The 26,834-nt window shown below is 39.3% G+C and carries 34 protein-coding genes and 1 tRNA gene; 1 reads left to right on the top strand and 34 read right to left on the bottom strand.

From position 1 onward, the window contains the following. Positions 1 to 4: 4 nt before the first annotated feature. The 29 genes from rpsM to rpsL all read right to left on the bottom strand — a co-directional run bounded on the left by rpsM (position 5) and on the right by rpsL (position 15,103). Positions 5 to 355, bottom strand: coding sequence for a 30S ribosomal protein S13 (gene rpsM, locus FC37_RS02080; protein ID WP_003625815.1), 351 nt, complete (start codon positions 353 to 355; stop codon positions 5 to 7). Positions 356 to 383: 28 nt separating this feature from the next. Continuing rightward, on the bottom strand, positions 384 to 500 hold the full coding sequence (gene rpmJ, locus FC37_RS02075; protein WP_005721621.1) for a 50S ribosomal protein L36: 117 nt from the start codon (positions 498 to 500) through the stop codon (positions 384 to 386). Positions 501 to 516: 16 nt separating this feature from the next. After that, positions 517 to 738, bottom strand: a complete 222-nt coding sequence (gene infA, locus FC37_RS02070; RefSeq protein ID WP_002878178.1) for a translation initiation factor IF-1 — start codon at positions 736 to 738, stop codon at positions 517 to 519. A 71-nt stretch (positions 739 to 809) separates the two neighbouring features. Further along, positions 810 to 1,466: an adenylate kinase gene (locus tag FC37_RS02065; RefSeq protein ID WP_025005255.1), complete on the bottom strand. Its 657-nt coding sequence runs from the start codon at positions 1,464 to 1,466 to the stop codon at positions 810 to 812. A 10-nt stretch (positions 1,467 to 1,476) separates the two neighbouring features. Then, positions 1,477 to 2,772, bottom strand: coding sequence for a preprotein translocase subunit SecY (secY, locus tag FC37_RS02060; RefSeq protein ID WP_025005256.1), 1,296 nt, complete (start codon positions 2,770 to 2,772; stop codon positions 1,477 to 1,479). Beyond that, positions 2,772 to 3,212, bottom strand: a complete 441-nt coding sequence (gene rplO / locus FC37_RS02055; protein ID WP_003625809.1) for a 50S ribosomal protein L15 — start codon at positions 3,210 to 3,212, stop codon at positions 2,772 to 2,774. Before rplO ends, secY begins: the two co-directional genes overlap by 1 nt. Positions 3,213 to 3,235: 23 nt before the next feature. Then, positions 3,236 to 3,421, bottom strand: coding sequence for a 50S ribosomal protein L30 (gene rpmD, locus FC37_RS02050; RefSeq protein WP_025005257.1), 186 nt, complete (start codon positions 3,419 to 3,421; stop codon positions 3,236 to 3,238). Between the two features lie 16 nt (positions 3,422 to 3,437). Beyond that, positions 3,438 to 3,944: a 30S ribosomal protein S5 gene (rpsE, locus tag FC37_RS02045; protein ID WP_003625807.1), complete on the bottom strand. Its 507-nt coding sequence runs from the start codon at positions 3,942 to 3,944 to the stop codon at positions 3,438 to 3,440. 17 nt (positions 3,945 to 3,961) lie between these two features. Continuing rightward, entirely contained in the window at positions 3,962 to 4,321 is a 360-nt protein-coding gene (rplR, locus tag FC37_RS02040) for a 50S ribosomal protein L18 (protein ID WP_007126808.1), read from the bottom strand. A 25-nt stretch (positions 4,322 to 4,346) separates the two neighbouring features. Continuing rightward, the gene (rplF, locus tag FC37_RS02035; protein ID WP_025005258.1) at positions 4,347 to 4,877 is read right to left on the bottom strand and encodes a 50S ribosomal protein L6; all 531 of its coding nucleotides are present in this window, start codon (positions 4,875 to 4,877) and stop codon (positions 4,347 to 4,349) included. 24 nt (positions 4,878 to 4,901) lie between these two features. After that, positions 4,902 to 5,300, bottom strand: a complete 399-nt coding sequence (gene rpsH / locus FC37_RS02030; RefSeq protein ID WP_003625802.1) for a 30S ribosomal protein S8 — start codon at positions 5,298 to 5,300, stop codon at positions 4,902 to 4,904. A gap of 24 nt (positions 5,301 to 5,324) precedes the next feature. Then, on the bottom strand, positions 5,325 to 5,510 hold the full coding sequence (locus tag FC37_RS02025; RefSeq protein WP_003549037.1) for a type Z 30S ribosomal protein S14: 186 nt from the start codon (positions 5,508 to 5,510) through the stop codon (positions 5,325 to 5,327). Positions 5,511 to 5,522: 12 nt separating this feature from the next. Then, entirely contained in the window at positions 5,523 to 6,065 is a 543-nt protein-coding gene (rplE, locus tag FC37_RS02020; protein ID WP_025005259.1) for a 50S ribosomal protein L5, read from the bottom strand. A 14-nt stretch (positions 6,066 to 6,079) separates the two neighbouring features. Beyond that, on the bottom strand, positions 6,080 to 6,313 hold the full coding sequence (gene rplX / locus FC37_RS02015; RefSeq protein WP_003549035.1) for a 50S ribosomal protein L24: 234 nt from the start codon (positions 6,311 to 6,313) through the stop codon (positions 6,080 to 6,082). 19 nt (positions 6,314 to 6,332) lie between these two features. Beyond that, positions 6,333 to 6,701: a 50S ribosomal protein L14 gene (gene rplN, locus FC37_RS02010; protein ID WP_012211380.1), complete on the bottom strand. Its 369-nt coding sequence runs from the start codon at positions 6,699 to 6,701 to the stop codon at positions 6,333 to 6,335. Positions 6,702 to 6,732: 31 nt separating this feature from the next. Continuing rightward, positions 6,733 to 6,999 carry a 30S ribosomal protein S17 gene (gene rpsQ / locus FC37_RS02005; protein WP_005721626.1) on the bottom strand — a complete coding sequence of 89 codons (267 nt, stop codon included), beginning with the start codon at positions 6,997 to 6,999 and terminating at the stop codon, positions 6,733 to 6,735. 18 nt (positions 7,000 to 7,017) lie between these two features. After that, positions 7,018 to 7,215, bottom strand: a complete 198-nt coding sequence (rpmC, locus tag FC37_RS02000) for a 50S ribosomal protein L29 (RefSeq protein WP_025005260.1) — start codon at positions 7,213 to 7,215, stop codon at positions 7,018 to 7,020. Beyond that, positions 7,205 to 7,645 (bottom strand): 50S ribosomal protein L16, encoded by a 441-nt coding sequence (rplP, locus tag FC37_RS01995; RefSeq protein ID WP_003625792.1) that lies wholly within the window; start codon positions 7,643 to 7,645, stop codon positions 7,205 to 7,207. The genes rpmC and rplP overlap by 11 nt, the downstream gene beginning before the upstream one ends. Next, a complete protein-coding gene (gene rpsC, locus FC37_RS01990; protein WP_014918229.1) occupies positions 7,645 to 8,319 on the bottom strand; it encodes a 30S ribosomal protein S3 in 675 nt (224 codons plus the stop codon). The genes rplP and rpsC overlap by 1 nt, the downstream gene beginning before the upstream one ends. A gap of 13 nt (positions 8,320 to 8,332) precedes the next feature. Then, the gene (gene rplV / locus FC37_RS01985) at positions 8,333 to 8,686 is read right to left on the bottom strand and encodes a 50S ribosomal protein L22 (RefSeq protein WP_003625788.1); all 354 of its coding nucleotides are present in this window, start codon (positions 8,684 to 8,686) and stop codon (positions 8,333 to 8,335) included. A gap of 19 nt (positions 8,687 to 8,705) precedes the next feature. Beyond that, positions 8,706 to 8,987: a 30S ribosomal protein S19 gene (gene rpsS, locus FC37_RS01980; RefSeq protein WP_025005262.1), complete on the bottom strand. Its 282-nt coding sequence runs from the start codon at positions 8,985 to 8,987 to the stop codon at positions 8,706 to 8,708. Positions 8,988 to 9,005: 18 nt separating this feature from the next. Continuing rightward, complete coding sequence (gene rplB / locus FC37_RS01975) at positions 9,006 to 9,842, bottom strand: 50S ribosomal protein L2 (RefSeq protein WP_025005263.1); 837 nt, start codon at positions 9,840 to 9,842, stop codon at positions 9,006 to 9,008. Positions 9,843 to 9,857: 15 nt separating this feature from the next. Next, positions 9,858 to 10,163 (bottom strand): 50S ribosomal protein L23, encoded by a 306-nt coding sequence (rplW, locus tag FC37_RS01970; RefSeq protein WP_025005264.1) that lies wholly within the window; start codon positions 10,161 to 10,163, stop codon positions 9,858 to 9,860. Further along, entirely contained in the window at positions 10,163 to 10,780 is a 618-nt protein-coding gene (gene rplD / locus FC37_RS01965; protein WP_025005265.1) for a 50S ribosomal protein L4, read from the bottom strand. Before rplD ends, rplW begins: the two co-directional genes overlap by 1 nt. A 14-nt stretch (positions 10,781 to 10,794) precedes the next feature. After that, on the bottom strand, positions 10,795 to 11,433 hold the full coding sequence (gene rplC / locus FC37_RS01960) for a 50S ribosomal protein L3 (protein WP_003625776.1): 639 nt from the start codon (positions 11,431 to 11,433) through the stop codon (positions 10,795 to 10,797). 23 nt (positions 11,434 to 11,456) lie between these two features. Continuing rightward, positions 11,457 to 11,765, bottom strand: a complete 309-nt coding sequence (rpsJ, locus tag FC37_RS01955) for a 30S ribosomal protein S10 (protein WP_013641475.1) — start codon at positions 11,763 to 11,765, stop codon at positions 11,457 to 11,459. Between the two features lie 317 nt (positions 11,766 to 12,082). Beyond that, on the bottom strand, positions 12,083 to 14,176 hold the full coding sequence (gene fusA, locus FC37_RS01950) for an elongation factor G (protein WP_025005266.1): 2,094 nt from the start codon (positions 14,174 to 14,176) through the stop codon (positions 12,083 to 12,085). Positions 14,177 to 14,209: 33 nt separating this feature from the next. Beyond that, positions 14,210 to 14,680: a 30S ribosomal protein S7 gene (gene rpsG / locus FC37_RS01945; RefSeq protein ID WP_003549021.1), complete on the bottom strand. Its 471-nt coding sequence runs from the start codon at positions 14,678 to 14,680 to the stop codon at positions 14,210 to 14,212. Between the two features lie 15 nt (positions 14,681 to 14,695). After that, complete coding sequence (gene rpsL / locus FC37_RS01940) at positions 14,696 to 15,103, bottom strand: 30S ribosomal protein S12 (protein ID WP_025005267.1); 408 nt, start codon at positions 15,101 to 15,103, stop codon at positions 14,696 to 14,698. Between the two features lie 182 nt (positions 15,104 to 15,285). Between rpsL and FC37_RS01935 the strand changes: the two genes are divergently transcribed. Next, complete coding sequence (locus FC37_RS01935; protein ID WP_025005268.1) at positions 15,286 to 15,969, top strand: prepilin peptidase; 684 nt, start codon at positions 15,286 to 15,288, stop codon at positions 15,967 to 15,969. A gap of 52 nt (positions 15,970 to 16,021) precedes the next feature. Here FC37_RS01935 and rpoC read toward each other — a convergent pair whose 3' ends face one another. The 5 genes from rpoC to FC37_RS01910 all read right to left on the bottom strand — a co-directional run bounded on the left by rpoC (position 16,022) and on the right by FC37_RS01910 (position 26,747). Then, entirely contained in the window at positions 16,022 to 19,675 is a 3,654-nt protein-coding gene (rpoC, locus tag FC37_RS01930) for a DNA-directed RNA polymerase subunit beta' (protein WP_025005269.1), read from the bottom strand. Positions 19,676 to 19,690: 15 nt separating this feature from the next. After that, entirely contained in the window at positions 19,691 to 23,332 is a 3,642-nt protein-coding gene (gene rpoB, locus FC37_RS01925) for a DNA-directed RNA polymerase subunit beta (RefSeq protein WP_025005270.1), read from the bottom strand. Between the two features lie 222 nt (positions 23,333 to 23,554). Continuing rightward, a complete protein-coding gene (locus tag FC37_RS01920; RefSeq protein WP_025005271.1) occupies positions 23,555 to 26,035 on the bottom strand; it encodes an ATP-dependent Clp protease ATP-binding subunit in 2,481 nt (826 codons plus the stop codon). 106 nt (positions 26,036 to 26,141) lie between these two features. Further along, positions 26,142 to 26,597 carry a GAF domain-containing protein gene (locus FC37_RS01915; RefSeq protein ID WP_025005272.1) on the bottom strand — a complete coding sequence of 152 codons (456 nt, stop codon included), beginning with the start codon at positions 26,595 to 26,597 and terminating at the stop codon, positions 26,142 to 26,144. A 76-nt stretch (positions 26,598 to 26,673) separates the two neighbouring features. Further along, positions 26,674 to 26,747 (bottom strand) — tRNA-Pro (locus tag FC37_RS01910). Between the last annotated feature and the right edge of the window lie 87 nt (positions 26,748 to 26,834).

Here is a 26,834-nt window from a genome sequence, read left to right as displayed (position 1 = left end):
AAAATTAACGGTTTCTCTTAGTACCCTTACGAGTACGAGCATTATTCTTGGTATTTTGACCACGAACTGGAAGTCCACGGCGGTGACGAATACCACGATAAGAACCAATATCAACTAAACGCTTAATGTTCATGCTTACTTCACGGCGTAAGTCACCTTCAACACGATACTTATCAACTTCAGTACGAAGCTTTTCTTGATCTTCTGGAGTTAAATCCTTTGAACGAACGTCTTCAGAAACACCAGCATCAGCACAAATCTTCTTAGCAGTTGCATCACCAATACCATAAATGTATGTTAAAGCAACAACGATTCTTTTATCTCTTGGTAAGTCAACACCAGCAATACGAGCCATAAACTACACCTCCTCTTTTTCTACACTATTAACCTTGACGTTGCTTGTGCTTTGGATTTGCTGAGCAAATAACCATTACACGGCCATGTCTCTTAATAACTTTACAATGTTCGCACATTGGTTTAACAGATGGTCTAACCTTCATGTTTCCCTCCGTTATATTACTTTATAAACCGATACGTAATTCTACCTTTAGTTAAATCATATGGAGATAATTCTACTGTTACACGGTCTCCAGGCAAAATGCGAATATAGTGCATTCTGATTTTACCTGAAACATGTGCTAAAATAGTAGCCCCATTTTCTAATTCAACTTTAAACATAGCATTAGGTAAGGTATCTACTACCTTACCCTCTACTTCAATGACATCATCTTTTGCCAAAGTTGTTCCTCCGCAATTAAACAGTCATACTTTGAAATTATAACACGGATAAAAAATTATACAAATTTATTCTATTGATTATTACTCAATACCGCATCAATATCTTCAAAGACTTTTTCTGGAGTTTGTTCACCATTAATTACAGTAAGCAAACCTTTCTTTTGATAAAAGTCTTTCAAAGGTGCATTCATCTTTTCATTAACTTCAAGACGATTCTTAACAACTTCTGGCTTATCATCTTCACGTTGATAAAATTCATGACCACCACAACGATCACAAGTACCTTCAACTTTAGGTTGCTTTGAAAGTTTATTATAAGTGGCACCACAATTTTTACACATGTATCTAGCTGATAAACGCTTAATCAAAGTATCTTCATCAACTTCAAGCGCAATAACATTTGTTAATGGTTTCTTTAAGCGTTTAGTAATACCATCAAGAAGTTCTGCTTGTACAGTAGTTCTTGGGAAACCGTCTAAGATGAAACCTTCTTTAATATCAGGTTGGCTTAAACGTTCTTCAACTAACTTAGCAGTAACTTCATCTGGTACCAAGTTACCTTTATCAATGTAACTTTTAGCTTCAAGACCAACCTTAGTCTTATTAGCCATTGCTTCCCTAAACATATCTCCAGTTGAAATATGAGTTAAGTGATATTTATCGACGATTCTCTCTGATGCCGTACCTTTACCAGCACCCGGTAAACCTAAAAGAATTAAGTTAATCATTTATCCGTTCCTATCTGATGAATCCAACATATTCTCTCTTCATTAACAATCCGTTAATTTGACGAGATAACTCAAGAACAACCCCAATAACAATTAAAAGACTTGTTCCTCCTAAACCAATGGAACTTGGGAGATTCCAAAAGTTAGTAGCTAATTGAGGCAATAATGCAACTAAGCCTAAAAATACTGAACCTACAGTTGATAATTTAATCAACATTTTTGAAATATAATTCTGGGTATCTTTACCTGGCCAAACGCTAGGAATATAAGCACCTTGCTTTTGTAAGTTTTCTGCTAGCTTCTCAGGGTTAACCTGTACAAAAGCGTAGAAGAATGTAAATAGAATAATTAAAAAGGTGTAGATAATAACTCCAGGTGTAGTTTGTAAACTAAAGATCTGGTTCATTACTTTAAACCATTGCTGATCACCTTGGGTTCTTTGAAAGGCCATTAAAATTGTTGCCGGTGTAACAATAAAAGAACTGGCAAAAATAACTGGAATAACTCCAGATACATTAACCTTTAATGGTAGAAAACTTTCAGAACCACTAATCGTCGCTCTTCTTGTGTATTGAATAGGAATACGACGATCAGCTTGTTCAACCCATGTAACCAATTGGGTTACAATAAGGATTGCAACTATAACCGCGATGAAGAACAAAATACCTTGCCAACGATCACTGGCACTATTATTAATAATTCCTTCTTTATAGATTTGCCATAATCCACTAGGTAATCTTGCAATAATACCAGCAAAGATAATTACTGATACACCATTTCCAAGTCCCTTATCTGTGATTTCATCACCTAACCATGTTAATAACATAGTTCCGGCGGTCATGATAATAGCAATTTCTATATAAGTTTGTGGAGTTTGATTCTTTACCAACCCCATTTCAGTCAAGGCGTTAAAACCTAATGTAATACCAATACTTTGAACAAAAGCAACAACTAATGTCAAATATCTAGTTACTTGATTAGTCTTACGACGCCCAACTTCACCTTGTTTCCCCCATTCTACTAATGTAGGTACGATATCCATTTGTAATAATTGAATTACAATTTGGGCCGTAATATAGGGAGAAACACCTAAGGAAAATATTGAATAGTTATCTAGTCCACCACCAGATACAGTATCTAGCATTGGAACTAATCCAGTTTGAGCAACCTGCGTGATCGCCTTTGCATTAACACCAGGAACAGCAATATTAGCACCAATCCGGTATATTAAAAGAATAAAGAGTGTAAAATAAATTTTATTTCTAATTTCTTTATCTTTAAAGGCGTTCTTCAAGGTCGAAAACATTAGATCACCTCAACAGTTCCGCCAGCGGCTTCAACTGCCTTCTTAGCAGCTGCGGAAACTTTGTTAACCTTTACAGTTAATTTAACTTTCAATTCACCGTTGCCAAGTAACTTAACGCCTGATAATTCTTTCTTTACCAAACCGTTTTCCTTAAGAGTTTCAACAGTTACTTCACTACCGTCATTGAACTTATTTAAGTCATCTAAGTTTACAATTGCATATTCTTTACGGTTAATATTCTTAAAACCACGCTTTGGCATAGTTCTGAATAATGGCATTTGACCACCTTCAAAACCTAAACGTGTATGACCGCCTTGACGAGCTAATTGACCCTTTTGACCACGGCCAGAAGTTTTACCGTAACCACTTGAAGTACCACGACCAACACGTTTTCTATTGCGACGTGAGCCTTCAGCAGAATGTAATTCATGAAGCTTCATTAATTTGGCACCTCCTTGATATCTTATTTATTAATCTCTTCAACAGAGATTAAGTGAGCAATTTTCAATAATGCACCGCGAGTAGCAGCGTTGTCTGGAAGAACAACAGTACTATTTACTCTACCTAAGCCAAGAGCTTTAACAATCTTTCTTTGTTCAGGTAGACGGTGAGCAGCACTTCTAATTAAAGTAATCTTTAAATCAGTCATCTATGATCTCCCTAATCTAAGCTCTTTCAGGTTGACGAAGTTTATTTACTTCTTCGCTAGTTCTAAGCTTCTTCAAACCATCGATAGTTGCACGAACAACGTTGATTGGAGTATTAGAACCAAGTGACTTTGAAGTTACGTCTGAAATACCAGCCATATCCATAACGATACGTACGGCACCACCAGCAGCAACACCGGAACCAGCTTCAGCAGGCTTCAATAAAATGTTACCTGAACCGTAGTGACCAATAACTTCATGAGGAATAGTAGTACCAACTTTAGGTACGTTAATCATCTTCTTCTTACCGTCTTCTACAGCCTTACGGATTGCTTCTGGGACTTCTTGAGCTTTACCAGTACCAAAACCTACACGGCCTTTCTTGTCGCCAACAACAACAAGAGCAGCAAATCTCATACGGCGACCACCTTTAACAACCTTAGTGATACGGTTGACAGCGACTAATTGATCTTCGATATCGTCTTTGTTTCTGCGATTATTACGAGAATCATTACGGTTTGCCATGTGTTAATTCTCCTTTCCTAGAAATCTAATCCGTTTTCACGAGCAGCATCAGCTAATGCTTGAATACGGCCGTGGTATAAGTAACCACTTCTATCAAATACAACTGTAGAAATGTTCTTAGCCTTTGCAGCTTCAGCAATAGCCTTACCTACAGCAGCAGCTTGTTCTACCTTAGTTGCATCTTCTGATACGTTTTCATCCAAAGTTGAGGCGCTTGCAAGCGTAACACCCGCTACGTCATCAATTAATTGAGCGTAGATGTTTTTATTTGAACGAAAAATGCTTAAGCGTGGGCGCTCAGCAGTACCAGAAATCTTACCACGAATACGTTTATGACGCTTTAAGCGTAACTTGTTTTTATCTGGTTTAGAAATCACAATTTCACCTCAAAATAACTACTTATTACTTACCTGTCTTACCTTCCTTACGACGTACGTATTCATCAACATAACGAATACCCTTACCCTTGTAAGGTTCTGGTGGACGTACGGCGCGGATTTCAGCTGCAAATTGACCTACATCTTGCTTTGAAACACCTTCAACTTCTACATCAGTTGCTGAAGTTGCCTTAACAGAAACACCTTCTGGTGCGGTCAATACAACTGGGTGTGAGTAACCAACGTTTAAAGTAATCTTGTTGCCTTGTGCTTGTGCACGGTAACCAACACCGATTAACTTTAAAGTCTTCTTATAACCGTTAACTACACCTTCGATCATTGAAGCTAAGTTAGCTCTTTCAGTACCGTGAATTGCTTTATCATTTTCACTTGAACGTGAAAAGTTAATTTCACCGTCTTTTTGTTCAAAAGTGATCTTTGGATCGAAGTATCTAGTTAATTCACCCTTAGGGCCCTTAACAGTAATGTTGTCGCCTTCCTTGGTAACAGTGACACTGTCAGGGACTTCAATAGTCTTTAAACCGATTCGGCTCATTAATTGTTCTCCTTTCTGTCAGTATTACCAAACGTAGGCAATTACTTCGCCGCCAACGTTCTTTTGTCTTGCTTCTTTGTCAGTAATAACACCAGCAGAAGTAGAAACGATGGCAATGCCTAAACCATTAAGAACTTTAGGTAAGTCTTCAGCACTTACGTAGTTTCTAAGACCTGGCTTAGAAATACGCTTTAAGCCTGAAATAACGCGTTCTCCATTTGGACCATATTTCAAGAATACCTTGATAACGCCTTGCTTGTTATCATCAGCAACTTCGTAATCACGGATGAAACCTTCACGTTTCAAAATTTCTGAAATAGACTTTTTAATATTTGATGCAGGAATTTCAACTGAATCGTGCTTTGCCATGTTGGCATTTCTGATTCTAGTCAAGTAATCTGCGATTGGATCTGTCATGACCATTTAAGCTATCCTCCTAACCGTATACTACCAACTAGCCTTTTTAAGACCAGGGATTTGACCCTTGTGTGCTAATTCCTTTAAGCAAATACGGCATAAACCGAATTTACGGTATACGGAATGTGGACGACCACATCTCTCGCAACGTGTATATTCGCGTGAAGAGAACTTAGCAGGACGACGATTTCTGATTTTTTGTGATGTTTTAGCCATTAATGTCCTCCACTATCTTGCAAACGGCATACCAAATTGAGTCAAAAGTTCACGAGCTTCTTCATCAGTGTTGGCAGTAGTTACGATTACAATGTCTAAACCTCTAGTACGGTTAACCTTATCAAAATCGATTTCTGGGAAAATCAATTGTTCCTTAACACCTAAAGTGTAGTTACCACGACCATCAAATGAACGAGCTGATACACCACGGAAGTCACGAACACGTGGAAGAGAAACATTGATTAACTTGTATAAGAAGTCGTACATTCTGTCGCCTCTAAGAGTTACCTTAGCACCGATAGACATACCTTCACGTAAACGGAAGTTAGCGATTGACTTCTTTGCCTTAGTAATTAATGGCTTTTGACCAGAAATTAAAGTTAATTCTTCAACAGCTTCGTCCAAGTTCTTGGCGTTAGAAACAGCGTCACCGACACCCATGTTCAAAACGATCTTGTCGATCTTTGGAATTTGCATTGATGACTTGTAATCAAACTTTTCTGCCAATGCAGGAGCTACTTTTTCTTTGTATTCTTCAGCTAAATAACTTGCCATTTGTGTCCTCCCTTCTACTTATCTTCTTTTTTACTAATAACTTTAACGTTTGATGCGTGAATTGAACCTTCTGATTCAACTACACCACCATTAGCGTTGGTTTGAGAAGGCTTTTGGTGCTTCTTAATCTTGTTAACACCCTTAACAACTACACGGTTCTTCTTAACATTAACAGAAAGAACAGTACCTTCTTTACCTTTATCTTTTCCGGCAATAACTTTTACCTTGTCACCAGTTTTAACGAACATCAGTGCACCTCACTATCAATTATAAGACTTCAGGAGCAAGAGAGACGATCTTCATAAAGTCGTACTCACGTAACTCACGTGCAACTGGCCCAAAGATACGAGTACCACGTGGGCTCTTATCTGCGTTAATAATTACTCCAGCATTTTCGTCGAATTTGATGTATGAACCATCTTCACGACGTGCACCTGACTTTGTTCTAACAATTACAGCTTTTACAACGTCGCCCTTTTTGACAACGCCACCTGGTGTTGCTTGCTTAACAGTACATACAACGATGTCACCAATGTTACCGGTCTTACGCTTTGATCCACCTAAGACTCTAATAACTAAAAGTTCTCTGGCACCAGAGTTATCAGCAACCTTTAAACGAGATTCGTTTTGAATCACTGTAGAATCCTCCCCTCACTAAATCCGCAAATTAAACAGATTTCTTAACAATCTTTACTAAACGGAAGCGCTTCTTACGAGATAATGGACGGGTTTCCATGATACGTACAGTATCGCCAACTTTAGCTTCGTTATTTTCGTCTTGTGCGTAGTATTTCTTAGAATATCTAATACGCTTGTTGTAAACTGGGTGGTTCTTGTAAGTATCAACAACGACTACGATAGTCTTGTCCATCTTATCAGAAACTACACGACCTTGGTATACGTGACGACGATTTCTTTCGTTTGTTTCGCTCAAGTTAATAGCTCCCTTCCATTAATTGTTTTCTAATGCTTTTTCGCTCAGAACAGTCTTGATTCTGGCGATATTCTTGCGGACTTTACTCAAGCGAGCGGTATTTTCTAATTGACCCGTTGCTTGTTGGAAACGCAAATTAAAGAGTTCTTCTTTATATTGCTTTTCTTTTTCTAACATTTGATCAGTGGTTAATGCTCTGATATCTTTAGCCTTCATTAGATTCGCCACCTACTTCCGAACTTCTAGTTACAAACTTAGTCTTAATTGGTAACTTAGTTGAAGCAAGTCTCAAAGCTTCACGAGCAGTTGCTTCATCAACACCACCAATTTCAAACATAATCTTTTCTCTCTTAACTACAGCTACCCAACCTGCAGGTGCACCTTTACCGGAACCCATACGTACACCTACACCTTTAGCAGTGTATGACTTTTGAGGGAAAATTCTAATCCAAACTTTACCGCCACGCTTCATGTAACGTGTCATAGCAACACGGGCTGCTTCGATTTGACGGTTAGTAATCCAATGTGATTCGAGGGCTTCAAGACCATATTCACCAAAGGCAATATATTTACCACCTTTAGCAGCACCACGCATCTTACCACGGAATTCACGACGGTGTTTTACTCGTTTTGGTACTAAAGGCATTATCTATTTCCTCCCTTCGCTGGCTTTGAAGCTGGCTTGTTCTTACGAGTAGGTAAGATTTCGCCACGGTTGATCCAAACTTGAACACCAATTTCACCATAAGTAGTGAAAGCATTTACCCAAGCATAATCAATATCAGCTCTCAAAGTTTGTAATGGAACACGACCTTCTGTGTGCCATTCTCTTCTTGCCATGTCGGCACCGTTCAAACGACCAGAAGTTTGAACCTTGATACCCTTGGCACCAGCACGCATAGCTCTTTGAGTAGCTTGACGCATAGCACGTCTAAAAGCAATACGAGCTTCAAGTTGACGAGCAATACTATCTGCTACCAATTCAGCATCAAGATCTGGTTTCTTAATTTCAACAATATTAATGTGAACTTGCTTACCAGTTAAAGCATTTAATTGTTTTCTTAAAGCTTCAACCTCAGAACCACCTTTACCAATTACCATACCAGGCTTTGCGGTGTGGATTGAAATGTTAATTCTGTTAGCTGCACGTTCAATTTCAACAGTAGATACTGAAGCATCCTTCAATTTCTTTGAAATAAACTTTCTGATTCGAAGGTCTTCATTTAAAGTTTCTTTGTATCCTTTGTCAGCATACCATTTTGATTCCCAATCACGGATGACACCGAGACGAAAACCGTTTGGGTTAATCTTTTGACCCATTAATATACCTCCCTTAATCGTTCTTTTCTGAAACTACTACAACTACGTGACTGGTTCTCTTGTTAATTGGGGAAGCCATACCCTTAGCACGGGGACGGAATCTCTTTAAAGTAGCACCTTCGTTTACATATGCTTCTGATACGTAAAGATTTGCACTTTCAAGATCGTAGTTGTGTTCTGCGTTAGCAATTGCTGAACGTAAAACTTTTTCAACGATTGGGGAAGCAGCTCTAGGCGTAAATTCTAAGATTGCTAATGCTTCGGCAACGCTCTTACCACGAATTAAGTCAACGACCAAACGAGCTTTTCTTGGAGCGATGCGAACAGTTCTTGCTTCTGCCTTAGCTGAACTAATTTGTTCTGCCATTTAGATGTTTCTCCTTCCTCTATTGTGCTGTGGTTTTATCTTCAGTGGATTTGTGTCCATGGAAAGTTCTTGTTGGAACAAATTCACCTAACTTATGACCAACCATGTCTTCAGTAATGTATACTGGAACATGTTTTCTACCATCGTAAACAGCTATAGTCAAACCAACAAAGGAAGGGAAAATAGTTGAACGACGTGACCAAGTCTTAATAACTTGCTTCTTATCTGCATCTGCTTGTGCATCAACCTTCTTTAATAATGATGCATCAGCAAAAGGACCTTTTTTAATACTACGGCTCATTAATTAACCCTCCTTCTATTACTTGCTACCTTTACGGTGACGAATGATTAACTTCTCGCTAGCCTTCTTGGTGTCTCTAGTCTTGATACCGCGAGCCTTCTTACCCCATGGAGTCATAGGTTGTGGACGACCAACTGGAGCCTTACCTTCACCACCACCATGTGGGTGATCGTTAGGGTTCATTACGGAACCACGTGATTGTGGGCGCTTGCCTAACCAACGCTTACGACCAGCTTTACCTAATTGAATTAATGAATGTTGTTCATTACCTACAACACCAATAGTTGCACGGCATGATGACAAGATCTTACGAACTTCACCACTTTGTAATCTTACTAAAGTGTAATCACCATCAACACCCAAAACTTGAGCAGAAGTACCAGCACTTCTTACAAGTTGGCCACCCTTACCTGGCTTCAATTCAATGTTGTGGATTGAAGTACCAGATGGGATATTCTTTAATGCTAATGCGTTACCTGGCTTAATGTCAACTGAATCGCCTGATTCAACGATATCGCCAACCTTTAATCCCCTAGGTGCTAAGATATAAGCTTTAATACCATCAGTGTAGTGAAGTAATGCGATGTTAGCAGTTCTGTTTGGATCGTATTCGATAGCCTTTACAACTGCCTTTGCATTATCCTTATTACGCTTAAAGTCGATGATACGGTATTTTTGTTTGTGACCACCACCACGGTGTCTTACAGTGATGTGACCATATGAGTTACGACCTGCAGTATGTGATTGTGATTCAAGTAAAGTCTTTTCAGGCTTTGTCTTGGTAATCTCAGCAAAGTCGGAAGAAGTCATATGACGACGACCATTAGTGGTTGGCTTGTAAATCTTAATAGCCAATTGACTGACCTCCTATTACTTGTTGTCTTCTTTATTTTCGTCTTGGAAAATCTTGATGTCGTTTGAATCGTTAGTTAAAGTGACGATTGCCTTTCTACGACGAGCAGTCTTACCAGTGTAACGACCTACTCGCTTGTCTTTACCGCGAACATTCATAATGTTAACGCTCTTTACCTTAACATCGAAGATTTCTTCAACAGCATTGCGAACTTGTGTCTTGGTTGCAGTTAAAAGCACGTCGAATGTGTACTTCTTATCATCCATTAAGTTCGTGGACTTTTCAGTAATGACAGGTCTTAAAATGATATCGCGTGCGTCCATTAAGCCAAAACCTCCTCGATCTTCTTAACAGCATCTTGAGTCAAGATTAACTTATCATAGTTAACTGCATCTTCAACGTTTAAACCGTTAACTGGAACAGCCTTAACCTTAGCTAAGTTTCTTGCGGAAAGTTGTACATTGTTATCATCTGAAACAATTAAAACCTTACCATCAACATTTAAGCTGTTTAACATTGATACTAAATCTTTAGTCTTAGGTGCTGACATAGTCAACTTATCTAAAACGATCAAATCCTTATCAATCATCTTTTGGGAAAGAACTGACTTAATAGCCAAACGACGTTGCTTTCTTGGCATCGTGTATGCGTATGAACGAGGTGTTGGGCCAAATACTGTACCACCACCACGCCATTGTGGAGATCTGATAGAACCTTGACGAGCACGACCAGTACCCTTTTGTCTCCAAGGCTTCTTACCACCACCGCGAACGGCAGATCTGTTCTTAACCTTTGAGGTACCTTGACGCTTACCGGCTCTTTGTCTAATGATTGCTTCAAAAACGACACTTTCGTTAGGCTCAATACCAAAAACTTTATCGTTTAAAGTAACTTCACCAGAATCTTTACCGTTTTGATCCATAACTTTTAAATTAGCCATTCTAGTCCTCCTTCCTATTTATCAGCCTTAACAGCTTTAGAAGCAGTCTTAACAACGATTAATGAGTTCTTAGCACCTGGAACATTGCCCTTGATCATCAATACGTTCTTGTCTGCTACAACTTTTTCAATTACTAAGTTTTCAATGGTAACTTTCTTCATACCCATGTGACCTGGCAAACGCTTGCCCTTTGGTACACGGTTAATGATGGAACCCATTGAACCAGGAATTCTATGGTATCTTGAACCGTGGGTTTCTGGTCCTCTTGATTGGCCCCAACGCTTGATGTTACCTTGGTATCCATGACCTCTTGAAGTACCAGTAACGTTTACAACGTCACCTTCCTTGAATGTATCCACAGTAACTTCTGAGCCGACTTCATAGTCCTTAAGCTCAACACCGCGGATTTCCCGAATGAAGCGCTTAGGTGAAGTCTTTGCCTTATCAGCATGACCTTTTTCTGGTTTGTTGCTCAAAACTTCACGCTTGTCTTGGTAACCTAATTGAACAGCTTCGTAACCGTCTGATTCAACAGTCTTAACTTGCATAACAACGTTAGGAGTTGCTTCTACAACTGTTACAGGAACAAGGACACCATCTTTAGTAAAGATTTGAGTCATACCAACTTTTCTTCCTAAGATTCCTTTGGTCATGTTTACACCTCTTTCTATTTAAATTACAACTTAATTTCGATGTCTACGCCGCTTGGAAGATCAAGCTTCATTAATGAATCAACAGTCTTAGGTGTTGGATTCAAAATATCGATTAAACGCTTGTGAGTGCGCATTTCGAATTGTTCACGTGAGTCCTTGTTCATGTGTGGTGAACGAAGAACAGTGAATAAAGTTCTTTCTGTTGGAAGAGGAACTGGACCTGAAATTTCAGCACCAGTTCTCTTTGCAGTAGCTACGATCTTAGCAGCTGATTCATCGAGAATACCGTGTTCGTATGACTTAAGTCTAATACGAATTGTTTGACTTGCCATTAAATTACCTCCTTAACGTCTTCTTTAAAAGATGACTCGCTCGGCAAAAATTCCCCGCACGCCACTGTGGCAATGCAGCCTGGCGTGCCGCAACCTTTTGCGTCAACGCTTTACAACAATTTTAATTACTCAAGGCACAATCGTCCCTTAAGCACAAAGACTATTGTACTTTGTCTTTCCTTAAATATCAAGGCTTAAGGGCATTTTTTCTAAAAAAGATTTACAAAAAAAGAGTTATTGAAAATTCTCAATAACTCTTTTTTATATGTAATTGTTTTCAATTAAGCTAAAAGCATAAAGCTTTTCACTATTAAAAATTATTCAGCTTCGCCGCCGCGCTTTTTAATAATGTCAGCTTGAATTGACTTAGGTGTTGGTGAGTAGTGATCAAATACCATAGTAAATGTACCACGACCTTGAGTTGATGAACGCAAAGTAGTTGCGTAACCAAACATTTCTGAAAGTGGAACAAATGAGTTGATGATCTTAGCACCTGCTCTGTCTTCCATACCTTCCATAGTACCACGACGAGCAGTGATTGAACCCATAACATCACCTAAGTATTCTTCTGGAGTGGTTACTTGAACCTTCATAATTGGTTCCAAGATAACAGCGCCAGCTTTTGAAGCAGCGTTCTTCAAAGCAAGTGAAGCAGCAACCTTGAAGGCAGCTTCTGATGAGTCGACTTCGTGGTAACTACCATCGTAAAGCTTAGCCTTAACATCGATCAATGGGTAACCTGCAAGAACACCATTCTTCATAGCTTCTTGTAAACCTTGGTCAACTGAAGGAATGAATTCACGAGGAACAACACCACCAACAATGGCATCTTCAAATTCGTAACCCTTACCTTCTTCGTTAGGAGTAAAGTCAATCCAAACGTCACCGTATTGACCCTTACCACCTGATTGACGAACGAACTTACCTTGTGCCTTAGCTTCCTTAGTGAAGGTTTCACGGTAAGCAACTTGTGGTTCACCGATCTTAGCATCAACGTTAAATTCACGTCTCATACGTTCAACCATGATATCAAGGTGAAGTTCACCCATACCTGAGATCAAAGTTTGACCAGTTTCTGGGTTAGTTTCAGCACGGAAAGTTGGGTCTTCTTCAGTAAGCTTTTGCAAAGCAACGTCCATCTTATCACGGTCAGCCTTTGACTTAGGTTCAACTGATACTTGGATAACTGGATCTGGAACTTTCAAGCTTTCCAAAATAAGTGGGTGATCTGGGTCAGTTAATGAGTCACCAGTAGTGGTGTTCTTCAAACCGATGGCACCAGCGATATCACCTGAGAATACTTCTGGAATTTCAGTTCTTGAGTTGGCGTGCATTTGAAGCAAACGACCTACACGTTCACGACTGTTCTTTGAAGCGTTCAATACGTATGAACCTGATTCAAGAGAACCGGTGTAAACACGGATGAAAGTCAAACGACCTACGAATGGGTCAGTAGCGATCTTGAATGCAAGAGCTGCAAATGGCTTCTTATCGTCAGCCATAAGTTCAACTTCATCACCAGTCTTAGGATCGTGAGCAACGTAAGGCTTAACGTCAAGTGGTGATGGCAAGTAGTCAATAACACCGTCAAGCATCATTTGAACACCCTTGTTCTTGAATGCTGAACCAGCATATACTGGGAAGAATTCCAAGTTCAAAGTTGCTTTACGGATAGCTGCCTTTAATTCATCGTTAGAAATTTCTTCACCGCCAAGGAATTTTTCCATGATGCCGTCATCAACATCGGCTACGGCTTCAATTAAGTCGTTACGACGTGCTTCAGCTTCTTCCTTGTATTCGTCAGGAACTGGAACAGTATCCCACTTAGAACCAAGCTTGTCTTCGTCGTAGATGTCGGCAACCATGTTGATTAAGTCGATAACACCTTCAAAAGTGTCAGCTGAACCAATTGGCATTTGAACAGCATGTGCATTAGCGTTTAAACGTTCGTGCAATGACTTAACTGACTTATCGAAGTCAGCACCGATCTTATCCATCTTGTTAACGAAAACAATACGAGGAACACCGTAAGTTTCAGCTTGACGCCATACGTTTTCAGTTTGTGGTTCAACACCAGCTTGGGCATCAAGAACAGTTACGGCACCATCAAGAACACGAAGTGAACGTTCTACTTCGATAGTGAAGTCAACGTGTCCTGGGGTGTCGATGATGTTAATTCTGTGGTCCTTCCATTGTGCAGTAGTGGCTGCAGAAGTAATGGTGATACCACGTTCCTTTTCTTCATCCATCCAGTCCATTTGTGAATCACCTTCGTGAGTTTCACCAATTTTGTGGATCTTACCAGTGTAGTAAAGGATACGTTCAGTAGTAGTAGTCTTACCCGCATCGATGTGGGCCATAATACCAATGTTACGTGTCTTTGCTAATGGAAATTCACGCTTGTTAGCCATAAATTATTCTCTCCTTAAAATAAAACGAACGAATTAGAAGCGGTAGTGTGCAAATGCACGGTTAGCTTCAGCCATACGGTGAACGTCTTCACGCTTCTTAACTGCTGAACCAGTGTTGTTTGAAGCATCGATGATTTCGTTAGCTAAACGTTCATCCATAGTGTGTTCGTTACGTAAACGAGCGTATGAAACAAGCCATCTTAAACCTAAAGTAGTTCTTCTTTCAGGACGTACTTCAACTGGGATTTGGTAGTTTGAACCACCGATACGGCGAGCTCTAACTTCCAAAACTGGCATAACGTTGTTCATAGCTTCTTCAAATACATCAAGTGGTTCCTTACCAGTCTTGTCTTGAACAATGTTGAAAGCATCGTAAAGGATTGAAGATGCCTTAGCTCTCTTACCATCAATCATCAAGTGGTTAATTAACTTGGTAACAAGCTTTGAGTTGTAAACTGGATCTGCTAAAACGTCTCTTTTAGTTACGTGACCTTTTCTAGGCATTATTTAACTCCTCCTTTAATCTTTCTTAGTACCGTACTTAGAACGGCCTTGCTTTCTACCATCAACACCAGCAGTATCGAGGGCACCACGAATGATGTGGTAACGAACACCAGGAAGGTCCTTTACACGACCACCACGAATTAAAACAACTGAGTGTTCTTGCAAGTTGTGTCCTTCACCTGGAATGTAAGCAGTAACCTCGATTAAGTTTGAAAGACGAACACGAGCGTACTTACGTAAAGCTGAGTTAGGCTTCCTTGGAGTCATAGTACCCACACGAGTTGCAACACCACGCATTTGTGGAGCTGGGTTGAATACTGATTCCTTCTTCATACTGTTGTAGCTGTAATTCAAAGCAGGTGACTTTGACTTAGTAACCTTTGAATGACGGCCTTTTCTTACCAATTGATTAATGGTTGGCATTAAAATTTCCTCCTAAAATTACTATTTTGTTCACACATCCGGGAGTTTCTTTTTATACTCACGAACAGACTCTTCAAAACATACAAACACTATTGTACTCGGTTTTTAATAGAAATCAAACTTTTTCAAAATAAAAAAAGAAAAACAATGATTTTTTGCGTATTAAATAGTGAGGTGATTTTTTGAATTTAATTTATACTTTTACTAATTTTGCAATTGGAACTTGTATTGCATCCCACATGGCAGTAGTTTTTGATCGATGGGAGAACAGAAATTTCATTTTTTCTCGCTCTTATTGCAAAAATTGTCACTTTGAATTATCTTTGCTGGACGAGATTCCTCTTATTTCTTACTTATTATTGAAAGGACGTTGTCATTATTGTAAACAATCTATTCCAAGTGAATTATTTCTGTTTGAATTAGTTGGAGGATTTGCCTTTTCTTTGATTGACTTCAGCTCTATTAGTGGCATCACATCTTCTGTGTTTCTTTCCTCTCTTCTTTTGACGGCTATCGCTGATTTTTATGAAAAAGAATTTGATCTTTTCTTTCTTTTTCCTGCAATAACTATCGCTATCTTAGAAAATAAGTTCTCTGCTTTTACGACCTTAGATTTTATTTCTCTTATATTAATTATTTCAATTTTCAGTTGGAATATTTTTAAGCATAAAATGGGGCTAGGCGACCTATTAATTTATCTCACTATTGCCAGTTACTTAACTCCTTCTATTGCTAACATAATATTTTTATTTGCTTGCTTCTCACTTTTATTATTTTTCGTAATTGAACATAAAGATTCCAACTATCATTATCCTTTCATACCATTTATTTTCTTAGGTTTAGTTCTAACACAATTTTCAAACTAAAAAAGCGTTCCTATTCTTTATGAATAGAAACGCTTTTTATAAGAACTAAATTTTACTTACTTTGTTCTTTTTCTTTCATTTGCTTTTCAATATCAGCAATTGAGTAAACTGAATCTGGCTTCTTAACGTCAGCTTCAGGTTCCATGCTGCGGTATACAGGCATACCAGTACCAGCTGGAATAATCTTACCGATAATAACGTTTTCCTTAAGTCCAAGAAGTGGATCATTCTTACCTCTGATTGAAGCATCAGTAAGAACACGAGTAGTTTCCTGGAATGAAGCAGCTGACAAGAAACTATTAGTTTCCAAAGCAGCCTTAGTAATACCCAAGATAACGCTTTGTGCAGTTGCTGGAATACCACCAGAAATAATAACTTCCTTGTTACGGTCTCTAAATTGACCGATATCCATAACTTCACCTGGCAAGATGTCAGTTTCACCTGGATCAAGGACACGTACCTTTTGAAGCATTTGACGAGTCAATACCTCGACGTGCTTGTCGGCAATGTCTACACCCTGCATTCTATATGCCTTTTGAACTTCAGCCAAGATGTACTTTTCAGTAGTTAAAGTATCAGTAACTTGGATCAATTCCTTAGGATCAACAGAACCGAGAGTCAACTTATCACCACGGTGAACATAATCGCCTTCAGATACAGCAACAGAAGCAGTGTAAGGAACACTGTAACTTCTAGTATCAATCTTACCTTTAACAGTAATTTCACGAGTATGTTCTGCTGGATTTTCTTGAATTGAATCAATTACACCATCTACTTCAGAAATGGTTGCACGACCCTTAGGGTTACGTGCTTCGAACAATTCTTGCACACGAGGCAAACCTTGAGTAATATCTTCGGCACCGGCAACACCACCGTTGTGGAAAGTTCTCAAAGTAAGCTGAGTACCAGGTTCACCAATTGATTGAGCGGCAACAGTACCTACTGCTTCACCAACTTCAACTTCTTCACCAGTAGCAAGGTTCATACCGTAACACTTGCGACATACACCGTGTGGAGTATCACAGGTAAGAATTGAACGAATCTTAACATGGGTTACTCCTGCATCACAGATCTTATGAGCCATGTTTTCATCCATCATGACATCTCTGCCAACAATAGCTTCACCAGTCTTAGGATCCTTAACTGTTTCAGCAGTGAAACGACCAACCAAACGATCAAATAATGGTTCGATCATTTCGTCACCTTCCATGATGGCGCTAACTGTAATACCACGATCAGTACCACAATCATCATCACGAATAATAACGTCCTGAGCAACATCAACCAAACGACGAGTTAAGTAACCTGACTGAGCAGTCTTCAAGGCAGTATCCGTCATACCCTTACGAGCACCGTGAGTGGACATGAATAATTCCAATACTGACAAACCTTCCTTGAAGTTTGAAGTAACAGGAATTTCGAACAAACCACCGTTAGGAGTAGCCATCAAACCACGCATACCAGCTAACTGAGTAAAGTTAGAAATGTTACCACGGGCACCTGAGTCGGCCATGATTGAAATTGGGTTACGTGGTGAGTGAATTTGAGCAATTTCGTTTTGGATTTCATCCTTACATGCATTCCAAATACTAATTACCCGGTCGTGACGTTCTTGTTCAGTAATTAAACCACGTCTGAATTGCTTAGAAACAATATCAACTTGCTTACGTGCCTTAGCTACCTTTTCATCCTTATCTTGAATTTCTGGAACGTCATTCATACCAATAGTAATACCTGAAGTAGTTGAACTAGTGTAACCTAACTTCTTCAAGTCATCCAAGTATTCTGAAGTTCTTTGAACCTTGTAGTACTTGTAGATAGTAGCAATAGAGTCTGACAAGAAACTACTCTTGAATGGTGTAGCAATTAAATCATCGCCAACTTCATCAATCTTGTCATGAATATCTTGACCCTCACCTAAGAAGTACTTAGCATCCAAAGGATTATTTAAGTTTTCTTCACTTGGTTCATTGATGTAGAAGTAATCATCTGGGAATAATTGGTTAAAGACAAGCTTACCGTATGTAGTAATGAAAATGCCATGTTCATGACCTTGTGGCCATGGCTTCTTAGGCATAGCATCAGCTGACATACCAATAATAGTATGGTAGTGAATATCACCATTTTCATAAGCTACAGTTGCTTCAGCTGGTGAACTAAAGATCATGCCTTCACCTTCACGACCACGTTCAGCTTGAGTCAACCAGTAGTTACCCAAAACGATATCCTGTGATGGAGTAACGATTGGCTTACCATCCTTAGGAGCCAAGATGTGGTGAGCAGCAAGCATAAGTAAACGAGATTCAGCAACAGCTTCATCAGAAAGTGGTACGTGGATGGCCATCTGGTCACCATCGAAGTCGGCATTGTAGGCTTCACAAGCTAATGGGTGAAGTCTGATTGACTTACCTGGTACTAAAACTGGTTCAAATGCTTGAATACTCAAACGGTGAAGAGTAGGTGCACGGTTCAAAAGAACTGGACGTTCCTTAATAACGTCTTCAAGTACATCCCAAATATCATCATCTTCACGATCAATCTTACGCTTAGCATTCTTAATGTTAGAAGCAATACCGCGCTTAACCAATTCGTGCATTACAAATGGCTTAAATAATTCCAAAGCCATTGGACGTGGAACACCACATTGATAGAACTTCAATTTTGGTGAAACATCGATAACTGAACGACCGGAGTAGTCAACACGCTTACCAAGCAAGTTTTGACGGAAACGACCTTGCTTACCCTTAAGCATGTGTGAAAGTGACTTAAGTGGACGGTTACCTGGTCCAACAACTGGACGACCACGACGACCGTTGTCAATCAAAGCATCAACAGCTTCTTGAAGCATACGCTTTTCGTTTTGAACGATGATGTTAGGAGCGTTCAAATCAAGCAATCTCTTCAAACGATTGTTACGGTTAATTACACGTCTATATAAATCGTTCAAATCTGAGGTAGCAAAACGGCCACCTTCAAGTTGAACCATTGGACGAAGATCTGGTGGAATAACTGGAACTGCATCCATAACCATCCATTCAGGCTTATTACCTGAATTCTTAAATGCGTCCAAAATATCCAAACGTCTAATTGCACGAGTACGTTTTTGACCAGTTGCGGTTTGAAGCTCTTTCTTCAAATCTTTAACTTCTTTATCAAGGTCAACTTTCTTGAGCAATTCGCGAATAGCTTCAGCACCCATCTTAGCTTCAAAACGGTTACCGTATTTAGCTTTTTGTTCACGGTATTCTGCTTCAGTTAATAATTGCTTAGGCTCAAGATCAGTATCACCTGGATCAATTACGATATATGCAGCAAAGTAGATAACTTCTTCAAGCAATCTTGGAGAAATATCCAATACTAAACCCATTCTTGAAGGGATACCTTTGAAGTACCAAATGTGGGTTACAGGGGCAGCTAATTCAATGTGTCCCATACGTTCTCTTCTTACTTTTGAAGAAGTAACTTCAACACCGCAACGGTCACAAACGATGCCACGGTATCTAACACCCTTATATTTACCACAGGCACATGACCAATCTTTAGTTGGTCCAAAGATTCTTTCATCAAATAGACCATCTTTTTCAGGTTTTAAAGTACGGTAGTTGATGGTTTCAGGCTTCTTAACTTCACCATATGACCAGCTTCTGATCTTGTTAGGTGATGCAAGACCAATTTGCATACTTTCAAATTTATTTACGTCGATCAAAAGTTTAACCTCCTACTATTTAGAAACTTTGTCGTCAGATTCATCTGCAGGAGCTACTGGCTTATCTGCATCTTTCTTATCGTCTTTTTTATCTTCTGATTTTCCAGTTTCTTCGGCTAACTTCTTTTTTTCTTGTTCTTCTGCCATACGTGACAATGAATCAATGTTTAAATGTTCACTTGAATCTTCATCCATATCACGAAGTTCAATTTCATTATGATTCATATCAAGAACACGAATATCCAAACCTAATGATTGAAGTTCCTTAACAAGCACACGGAATGATTCTGGAACACCTGGCTTAGGAATTCTTTCGCCCTTAACAATTGCTTCATATGCCTTTACACGACCAACAACGTCATCTGACTTATAAGTCAAGATTTCTTGCAATGTGTAAGCTGCACCATAAGCTTCAAGGGCCCAAACTTCCATTTCACCGAAACGCTGACCACCAAACTGAGCTTTACCACCCAAAGGTTGTTGAGTAACCAATGAGTAAGGCCCAATTGAACGTGCGTGGATCTTGTCATCAACCATGTGAGTAAGTTTCAAGTAGTGCATGACACCAACTGAAACACGGTTGTGGAATGGTTCACCGGTACGACCATCGTAGATAACAGTCTTACCGTCTTTATCAACACCAGCTTGACGAACAGTGTCCCAAACATCACTTTCATTAGCACCATCAAATACTGGAGTAGCTACGTGAATACCTAATTGACGTGCTGCAGCACCCAAGTGCAATTCAAGAAGCTGTCCAATGTTCATACGTGATGGAACACCCATTGGGTTCAAACAGATATCTACTGGAGTACCATCTGGTAAGTATGGCATATCTTCTTCTGGAACGACAGCAGCAACAGTACCCTTGTTACCGTGACGACCAGACATCTTGTCCCCAACTTGAATCTTTCTCTTTTGTGCAATGTAAACACGAACCATAGTATTAACACCTGGTGAAAGTTCATCGCCGGCTTCACGGGTGTAAACCTTAACGTCTTGAACGATACCGCCACCACCGTGTGGTACACGAAGTGAAGTATCACGAACTTCACGAGCTTTTTCACCAAAGATAGCGTGAAGTAATCTTTCTTCAGCAGATAATTCAGTTACGCCCTTAGGAGTTACCTTACCTACCAAAATATCACCATCGTGAACTTCAGCACCGACGCGGACAATACCATCAGCATCAAGGTCCTTCAAAGCATCTTCACCGATGTTAGGAAGTTCTCTTGTGATTTCTTCAGGACCAAGCTTAGTATCACGAGCTTCTGATTCGTAGTCTTCAATACTAATTGAAGTATAAACATCATCCTTAACCAAACGTTCTGAAAGCATGATGGCATCTTCATAGTTGTACATGTTCCAAGTCATGAAGGCAATAAGTGGGTTTTGACCTAAAGCAAGTTCACCATGATCCATAGTTGGACCGTTAGCAATAACATCACTAGCATCAACATGATCACCCAACTTAACATTAGGAGTTTGGTTGTATGACTTAGAGTTGTTTGAACGACGATACTTTTCAAGAGTGTACTTGTCTAAAGTACCATCTTCACGTCTAATACGGATTTCGTTTGCATCTACGTATTCAACAGTACCAGCATCCTTAGCTACTAAGGCAGCACCTGAATCGTGAGCTGCACGATATTCCATACCAGTACCAACAAGTGAGCCATGTGGATTGATCAAAGGAGCAGCCTGACGTTGCTGGTTGGCACCCATCAAAGCACGGTTAGAGTCATCGTTTTCAAGGAATGGGATACATGCTGAAGCTACAGAAACAACTTGTTTAGGAATAACGTCCATGTAGTCAATCTTGTCTGGAGTAACTTCGACGTTATCTTCCTTTTGACGAGCTAAGATTAAATCACTCTTAAATGAACCATCATCATTCAAAGGAGTGTTAGCACCAGCAATGATGTAGTTATCTTCTTCATCAGCAGTCAAGTAGTCGATCTTGTCAGTAACCTTGTGGGTCTTCCAAGATACACGACGGTATGGAGTTTCGATGAAACCATACTTGTTAATGATTGCGTATGAAGCAAGTGAGTTAATCAACCCAATGTTAGGACCTTCTGGAGTTTCGATAGGACATAAACGACCATAGTGAGTATAGTGAACGTCACGAACTTCATATCCAGCACGGTCACGAGTCAAACCACCAGGCCCTAAGGCTGACATACGACGCTTGTGAGTCAATTCACCCAATGGGTTGTGTTGATCCATGAACTGTGAAAGTTGTGATGAACCGAAGAATTCCTTGATACTTGCAACAATTGGACGAATATTGATCAATTGTTGTGGAGTAACAGTTGAAGGATCTTGGATTGACATTCTTTCACGAACAACACGTTCCATTCTTGCCAAACCGATTCTGAATTGGTTTTGAAGAAGTTCACCAACACGACGAATACGACGGTTACCCAAGTGGTCAATATCATCAGTTGTACCGATCTTGTCTTGCAATGCGAAGAAGTAGTTGATTGAAGCCAAAACATCTGCTGGAGTTAAATGCTTAACATCTGCAGCAATGTGACCATTTGACATTAACTTGACTTCACGTTCAGGATCTACCTTTGAGTAAACCTTAATTTCTTGAACTGTAATAGGATCTGGTAATACGCCTTCCTTTGAAGGTTGGTAAGTTACCATCTTGAAGTCATCACGATCAAGGTATGGAGCTAACTTGTCCATTACTTCGTGAGTAACAACAGTATCCTTCTTAGCAATGATTTCACCAGTATCTGGATCAGCCAAAGTTTCAGCTAAAGTTTGACCATACAAACGATTCTTAAGAGAAAGCTTCTTGTTGATCTTGTAACGACCAACTGGTGCTAAATCATAACGACGTGGATCGAAGAAACGAGCATACAAAAGTGAACGTGATGAATCAGTTGTCTTAGGTTCACCTGGACGTAATCTTTCGTAAATATCCTTTAAAGCTTCGGCTACACGAGAATCTGCTGGATTCTTGTGAACATCTTTGTCCAAAGTAAATTGCAAAGTATCGCTTTGACCAAACATATCGATGATGTCACTGTCTGAGCCAATACCCATAGCTCTAATTAAAACAGTAAGTGGCAACTTACGAGTACGGTCTACACGAACGAATGAAACATTCTTAGCATCAGTTTCATATTCAAGCCAAGCACCACGGTTAGGAATAACAGTAGTACCAAAGATTTGACGACCATTCTTGTCGTAATCACCAGTGTAGTACACACCTGGAGATCTTACTAATTGAGAAACAATAACTCTTTCGGCACCATTGACGATAAATGAACCTGATTCAGTCATTAATGGTAAATCGCCAAAGAATACATCTTGAGTCTTAATTTCACCAGTTTCTTGGTTAGTAAGCTTCAAAGTTACGTGCATTGGTGCAGCATAAGTTGCATCATGATCACGAGCTTCATCAACTGTATACTTAGGCTTTTGAAGCTTGTAGCCAACATATTCTAATGAAAGCTTACCTGAGAAGTCACTAATAGGCATGATGTCATCAAAGACTTCTTTAATGCCTTTATCAAGAAACCACTTATATGATTCGGTTTGAACATCAGTTAAGTTAGGGAGCTTCAATACTTCTTTAATGCGAGAGAAGCTACGTCTAGTTCGATGCTTACCGTAGTTCACTACGTGTCCATTTAACAAGGAAAAACATCCTTTCTGTCTAAGAAAGCAAATATTACATTTCTGTTACAAATTCAAAAAACTGCAATTTTAGGCATAAAAAAGACAAAAACGAAGCTTTTTCGTTTTTGTCCTTATCATTTTGCTGGACAATAGATCAGCAAAATCCTGAATCTCAGTCTTTTTAAACCAGCAAAAATTATATGCCTTTTTCTACTTTTTGTCAAGGTCTAATGCCTGATATCACTTAGTTTTTACCAGCTTTTTATCAGAAACAACATCAAATTTTAAATGGCCATGTTGACTACCGATTTTTAAAGTATCATTTGATTTTACTTCACTGGTAATCAACATTTCTGCCAATTTATCTTCGATATCATTTTGAATTGCTCTTCTAAGTGGTCGAGCACCATTTTCGGGATCATAACCATCTTGAACGATTTTATCTAGAGCAGCGCGAGAAATCTTAAGTGTGATTCCTTTCTTCTGCAAACGAACTACCAATTTATGAGTCAACAAGGTAACAATGTCACGCAATTGTTTCTTAGTTAATTCATCAAAGATAATCGTCTCATCGATTCTATTCAAAAATTCTGGACGGAAGAATTGTTTAATTGCTTGCTCTACCTTAGCTTGTCTTGCCTTAGCTTGATCAACCTTATCAGCATTAAAGCCTACAGCCTTGCTGTCAAATAAAGTACGTGATCCCAGATTAGAAGTCATGATAATAATCGTATTTCTAAAATCAACTTTTCTGCCTTTAGAATCTGTCAAAAATCCTTCATCTAAGACTTGCAAAAGTAAATTGAATACATCTGGGTGAGCTTTTTCAACTTCATCAAGCAAGACAACAGAATATGGATGACGACGAACTTGTTCAGAAAGTTGACCGCCCTCTTCATAACCAACATAACCAGGTGCTGACCCGATTAACTTGCTGGAAGCGATTTGATCCATATATTCTGACATATCTAATCTGATCAAATTATCTTCTGAGCCAAACATTGCGGCTGCAACTGACTTAGCAAGTTCCGTTTTACCTACACCAGTTGGGCCCAAGAATAAGAATGATCCAATTGGGCGTCGTTCATCTTTAATACCACTTCTACTACGACGAATTGCACGAGCTACAGCAGAGACAGCTTTATCTTGTCCAATAACTCGTTTGTGCAAAATACTTTCGAGGTTAGCTAATTGGCGACTCTCATCCCTCTTCATTTGAGTAACTGGTACGCCTGTCCAATCAGACACTACCTTGGCAATATCTTCTGGTTCAACAATAGCCTCAGCACTAACTTTAACTTGCAGCGCATTTTCCATTTTTTCTCGTTGCATTTGCAAGTTATTTTGTGCTTCTTGAAGTTGCGCAGCCTGAACAAAGTTTTGACTTGCAGCAGCTTCATTTTTTTGCTCAATAATACTCTTTATTTTTTCATTAATTTGAACTAAATCTTTATTTGAACCAACATTAGTCTTAATTTTAACAGCTGCACTGGCTTCATCTACCAGATCAATTGCCTTATCGGGTAAGAAACGATTGGTAATGTAACGGCTAGATAGATCAACAGCATCCTCAAGACTGGCATCTGAAATAGTTACATGGTGGAACTTCTCATATTTAGGTCTAAGTCCCTTCAATATAGCCAATGTATCTTTCTTAGTAGGTTCATTCAAACGTACTTGTTGAAAACGCCGGGCTAATGCTTGATCTTTTTCAATATACTTTTGATATTCATCAAATGTAGTAGCGCCAATCATTTGAATATCGCCACGAGCAAGTGATGGCTTCAAGATATTAGAAGCATCGATTGCTCCTTCAGCACCACCAGCACCAATCAAAGTATGCATTTCATCAACAAACAGAATGACCTTGCCATCTTTAGCAATTTCATCCAAAATCTTCTTCATTCTATCTTCAAACTCGCCACGATACTTGGTACCTGCTACTAAACTGCCCATGTTAAGAGCCATTACTCGTTTATTGAGTAAATCTTCTGGCACTCTTTTATTAACAATTTCTGTAGCAATTGCTTCAGCGACTGCAGTCTTACCTACACCAGGTTCACCTACTAAAACTGGATTATTCTTAGTACGACGAGACAAAATTTGAATAACTCGCTTAATTTCCTTTTCGCGGCCAATAACTGGATCAATACCGCCTTCACGAGTACGTTGATTCAAATTAACAGCTACTTTATCTAGAGTTGGTGTAGTACTATTTTTACGTTTCTTTTGCCCTGTAGCTGTATTGCTATTACCTAACCAGCTTGCTGAGTCGCCAAAATCTTGTTCCTGATCTAAGCTATCATTAACATCTTGACGTAAGCGACCAATATCCACATTTAAATTCTTGAGAATCATGGCCGACAAGACTTGTTCACTAGCTGTTATTCCAAGCAAAACATGATTAGTTTCAATTTCTTTATATCCACCTTGATCGGCTTGTCTTTTTGCATAATCTAGTGCCAAGCTTAAACGAGGTGACATTTCCATATAACTAGCTTTAGGTGCTGAACCGTAGCCGGTGTAGCGCTCAATTTCTTCACGCACAGCAGTAGGAGTTAAGCCCCATGAACGAAGTATCTTCCCTGCTTCACCGTCTGTTTCAATTACTAAAGCCAATAAAACGTGTTCTGTTCCGATTAAGCGATGATGGAAATTCTGTGCTTGTTCACGTGCAATTTCCAATACTTGATTAACGCTTTTACTATATGAGTTTTCCATACAAACACCACCCCTTTAAAATACGTTATGGTATTTTACTTTTATTTTGTCAGTAAGTAAAATAATTTAACTTATCTCCGTGATCATTATGATCAAAAACGCGCAATTAATCAAAAATTGCGGCGGCAATTTCAGTTAAATATTTTTGATCTGTTTCATCAAAATTGTTTAGCTTAGTAGAATCAAAATCGAAAACGCCCCATAATTTTTCATCCTTAAAAATAGGCACGACGATTTCAGAATTCGAAGCACTGTCGCAAGCGATGTGACCAGCAAATTCATGGACGTTGGGCACAATTTGCGTTTTTTCTTCCTTAGCTGCTGTTCCGCAAACGCCTTTACCCATTTGAATATGCACACAAGCTGGCATCCCTTGGAATGGGCCTAAAATCAACTCGCCGTTTTCAAAGCGATAAACACCAGCAAAATTAACATTATTAAGCGAATTAAACAAAAGCGCAGATAAATTAGCAGTATTGGCAATCCAGTCATCTTCGCCATCAACTAGTGCCTTTGCCTGCTGCACTAACAATTCATAATTTTCTTTCGTAGTAGCTGTCATTCTCATGTCCCCTATAGTTTTAGTGTGTATTATAGCAAAAAGAAAAAAGCTGTCTATTAAGACAGCTTAAATATAATCGGGAAAACGCGATTTGAACGCGCGACCTCTACGTCCCGAACGTAGCGCTCTACCAAACTGAGCTATTTCCCGAAAAAAAGACTCACCATTCGGTGAGCCTTCTATCTTGGAGCGGAAGACGGGATTCGAACCCGCGACCCCCACCATGGCAAGGTGATG

This window comes from Lactobacillus gallinarum DSM 10532 = JCM 2011 (assembly GCF_001434975.1).
Lineage (GTDB): Bacteria > Bacillota > Bacilli > Lactobacillales > Lactobacillaceae > Lactobacillus > Lactobacillus gallinarum.
This window is presented reverse-complemented; position numbering and strand designations above follow the sequence as displayed.

Bases quoted from the DNA above. Each gene is read 5' to 3' on its own strand.
- rpsM (WP_003625815.1), bottom strand. From the start codon at position 355: ATGGCTCGTATTGCTGGTGTTGACTTACCAAGAGATAAAAGAATCGTT.
- rpmJ (WP_005721621.1), bottom strand. From the start codon at position 500: ATGAAGGTTAGACCATCTGTTAAACCAATGTGCGAACATTGTAAAGTT.
- FC37_RS02065 (WP_025005255.1), bottom strand. From the start codon at position 1,466: ATGATTAACTTAATTCTTTTAGGTTTACCGGGTGCTGGTAAAGGTACG.
- secY (WP_025005256.1), bottom strand. From the start codon at position 2,772: ATGTTTTCGACCTTGAAGAACGCCTTTAAAGATAAAGAAATTAGAAAT.
- rplO (WP_003625809.1), bottom strand. From the start codon at position 3,212: ATGAAGCTTCATGAATTACATTCTGCTGAAGGCTCACGTCGCAATAGA.
- rpmD (WP_025005257.1), bottom strand. From the start codon at position 3,421: ATGACTGATTTAAAGATTACTTTAATTAGAAGTGCTGCTCACCGTCTA.
- rpsE (WP_003625807.1), bottom strand. From the start codon at position 3,944: ATGGCAAACCGTAATGATTCTCGTAATAATCGCAGAAACAAAGACGAT.
- rplF (WP_025005258.1), bottom strand. From the start codon at position 4,877: ATGAGCCGAATCGGTTTAAAGACTATTGAAGTCCCTGACAGTGTCACT.
- rpsH (WP_003625802.1), bottom strand. From the start codon at position 5,300: ATGGTCATGACAGATCCAATCGCAGATTACTTGACTAGAATCAGAAAT.
- FC37_RS02025 (WP_003549037.1), bottom strand. From the start codon at position 5,510: ATGGCTAAAACATCACAAAAAATCAGAAATCGTCGTCCTGCTAAGTTC.
- rplE (WP_025005259.1), bottom strand. From the start codon at position 6,065: ATGGCAAGTTATTTAGCTGAAGAATACAAAGAAAAAGTAGCTCCTGCA.
- rplX (WP_003549035.1), bottom strand. From the start codon at position 6,313: ATGTTCGTTAAAACTGGTGACAAGGTAAAAGTTATTGCCGGAAAAGAT.
- rpmC (WP_025005260.1), bottom strand. From the start codon at position 7,215: ATGAAGGCTAAAGATATCAGAGCATTAACCACTGATCAAATGTTAGAA.
- rplP (WP_003625792.1), bottom strand. From the start codon at position 7,645: ATGCCTTTAGTACCAAAACGAGTAAAACACCGTCGTGAATTCCGTGGT.
- rpsC (WP_014918229.1), bottom strand. From the start codon at position 8,319: ATGGGTCAAAAGATTAACCCAAACGGTTTTCGTCTCGGTGTCATCCGT.
- rplV (WP_003625788.1), bottom strand. From the start codon at position 8,686: ATGGCAGAACAAATTAGTTCAGCTAAGGCAGAAGCAAGAACTGTTCGC.
- rpsS (WP_025005262.1), bottom strand. From the start codon at position 8,987: ATGAGCCGTAGTATTAAAAAAGGTCCTTTTGCTGATGCATCATTATTA.
- rplW (WP_025005264.1), bottom strand. From the start codon at position 10,163: ATGGACGCACGCGATATCATTTTAAGACCTGTCATTACTGAAAAGTCC.
- rplD (WP_025005265.1), bottom strand. From the start codon at position 10,780: ATGGCTAATTTAAAAGTTATGGATCAAAACGGTAAAGATTCTGGTGAA.
- rplC (WP_003625776.1), bottom strand. From the start codon at position 11,433: ATGACCAAAGGAATCTTAGGAAGAAAAGTTGGTATGACTCAAATCTTT.
- rpsJ (WP_013641475.1), bottom strand. From the start codon at position 11,765: ATGGCAAGTCAAACAATTCGTATTAGACTTAAGTCATACGAACACGGT.
- fusA (WP_025005266.1), bottom strand. From the start codon at position 14,176: ATGGCTAACAAGCGTGAATTTCCATTAGCAAAGACACGTAACATTGGT.
- rpsG (WP_003549021.1), bottom strand. From the start codon at position 14,680: ATGCCTAGAAAAGGTCACGTAACTAAAAGAGACGTTTTAGCAGATCCA.
- rpsL (WP_025005267.1), bottom strand. From the start codon at position 15,103: ATGCCAACCATTAATCAATTGGTAAGAAAAGGCCGTCATTCAAAGGTT.
- FC37_RS01920 (WP_025005271.1), bottom strand. From the start codon at position 26,035: ATGGAAAACTCATATAGTAAAAGCGTTAATCAAGTATTGGAAATTGCA.
- FC37_RS01915 (WP_025005272.1), bottom strand. From the start codon at position 26,597: ATGACAGCTACTACGAAAGAAAATTATGAATTGTTAGTGCAGCAGGCA.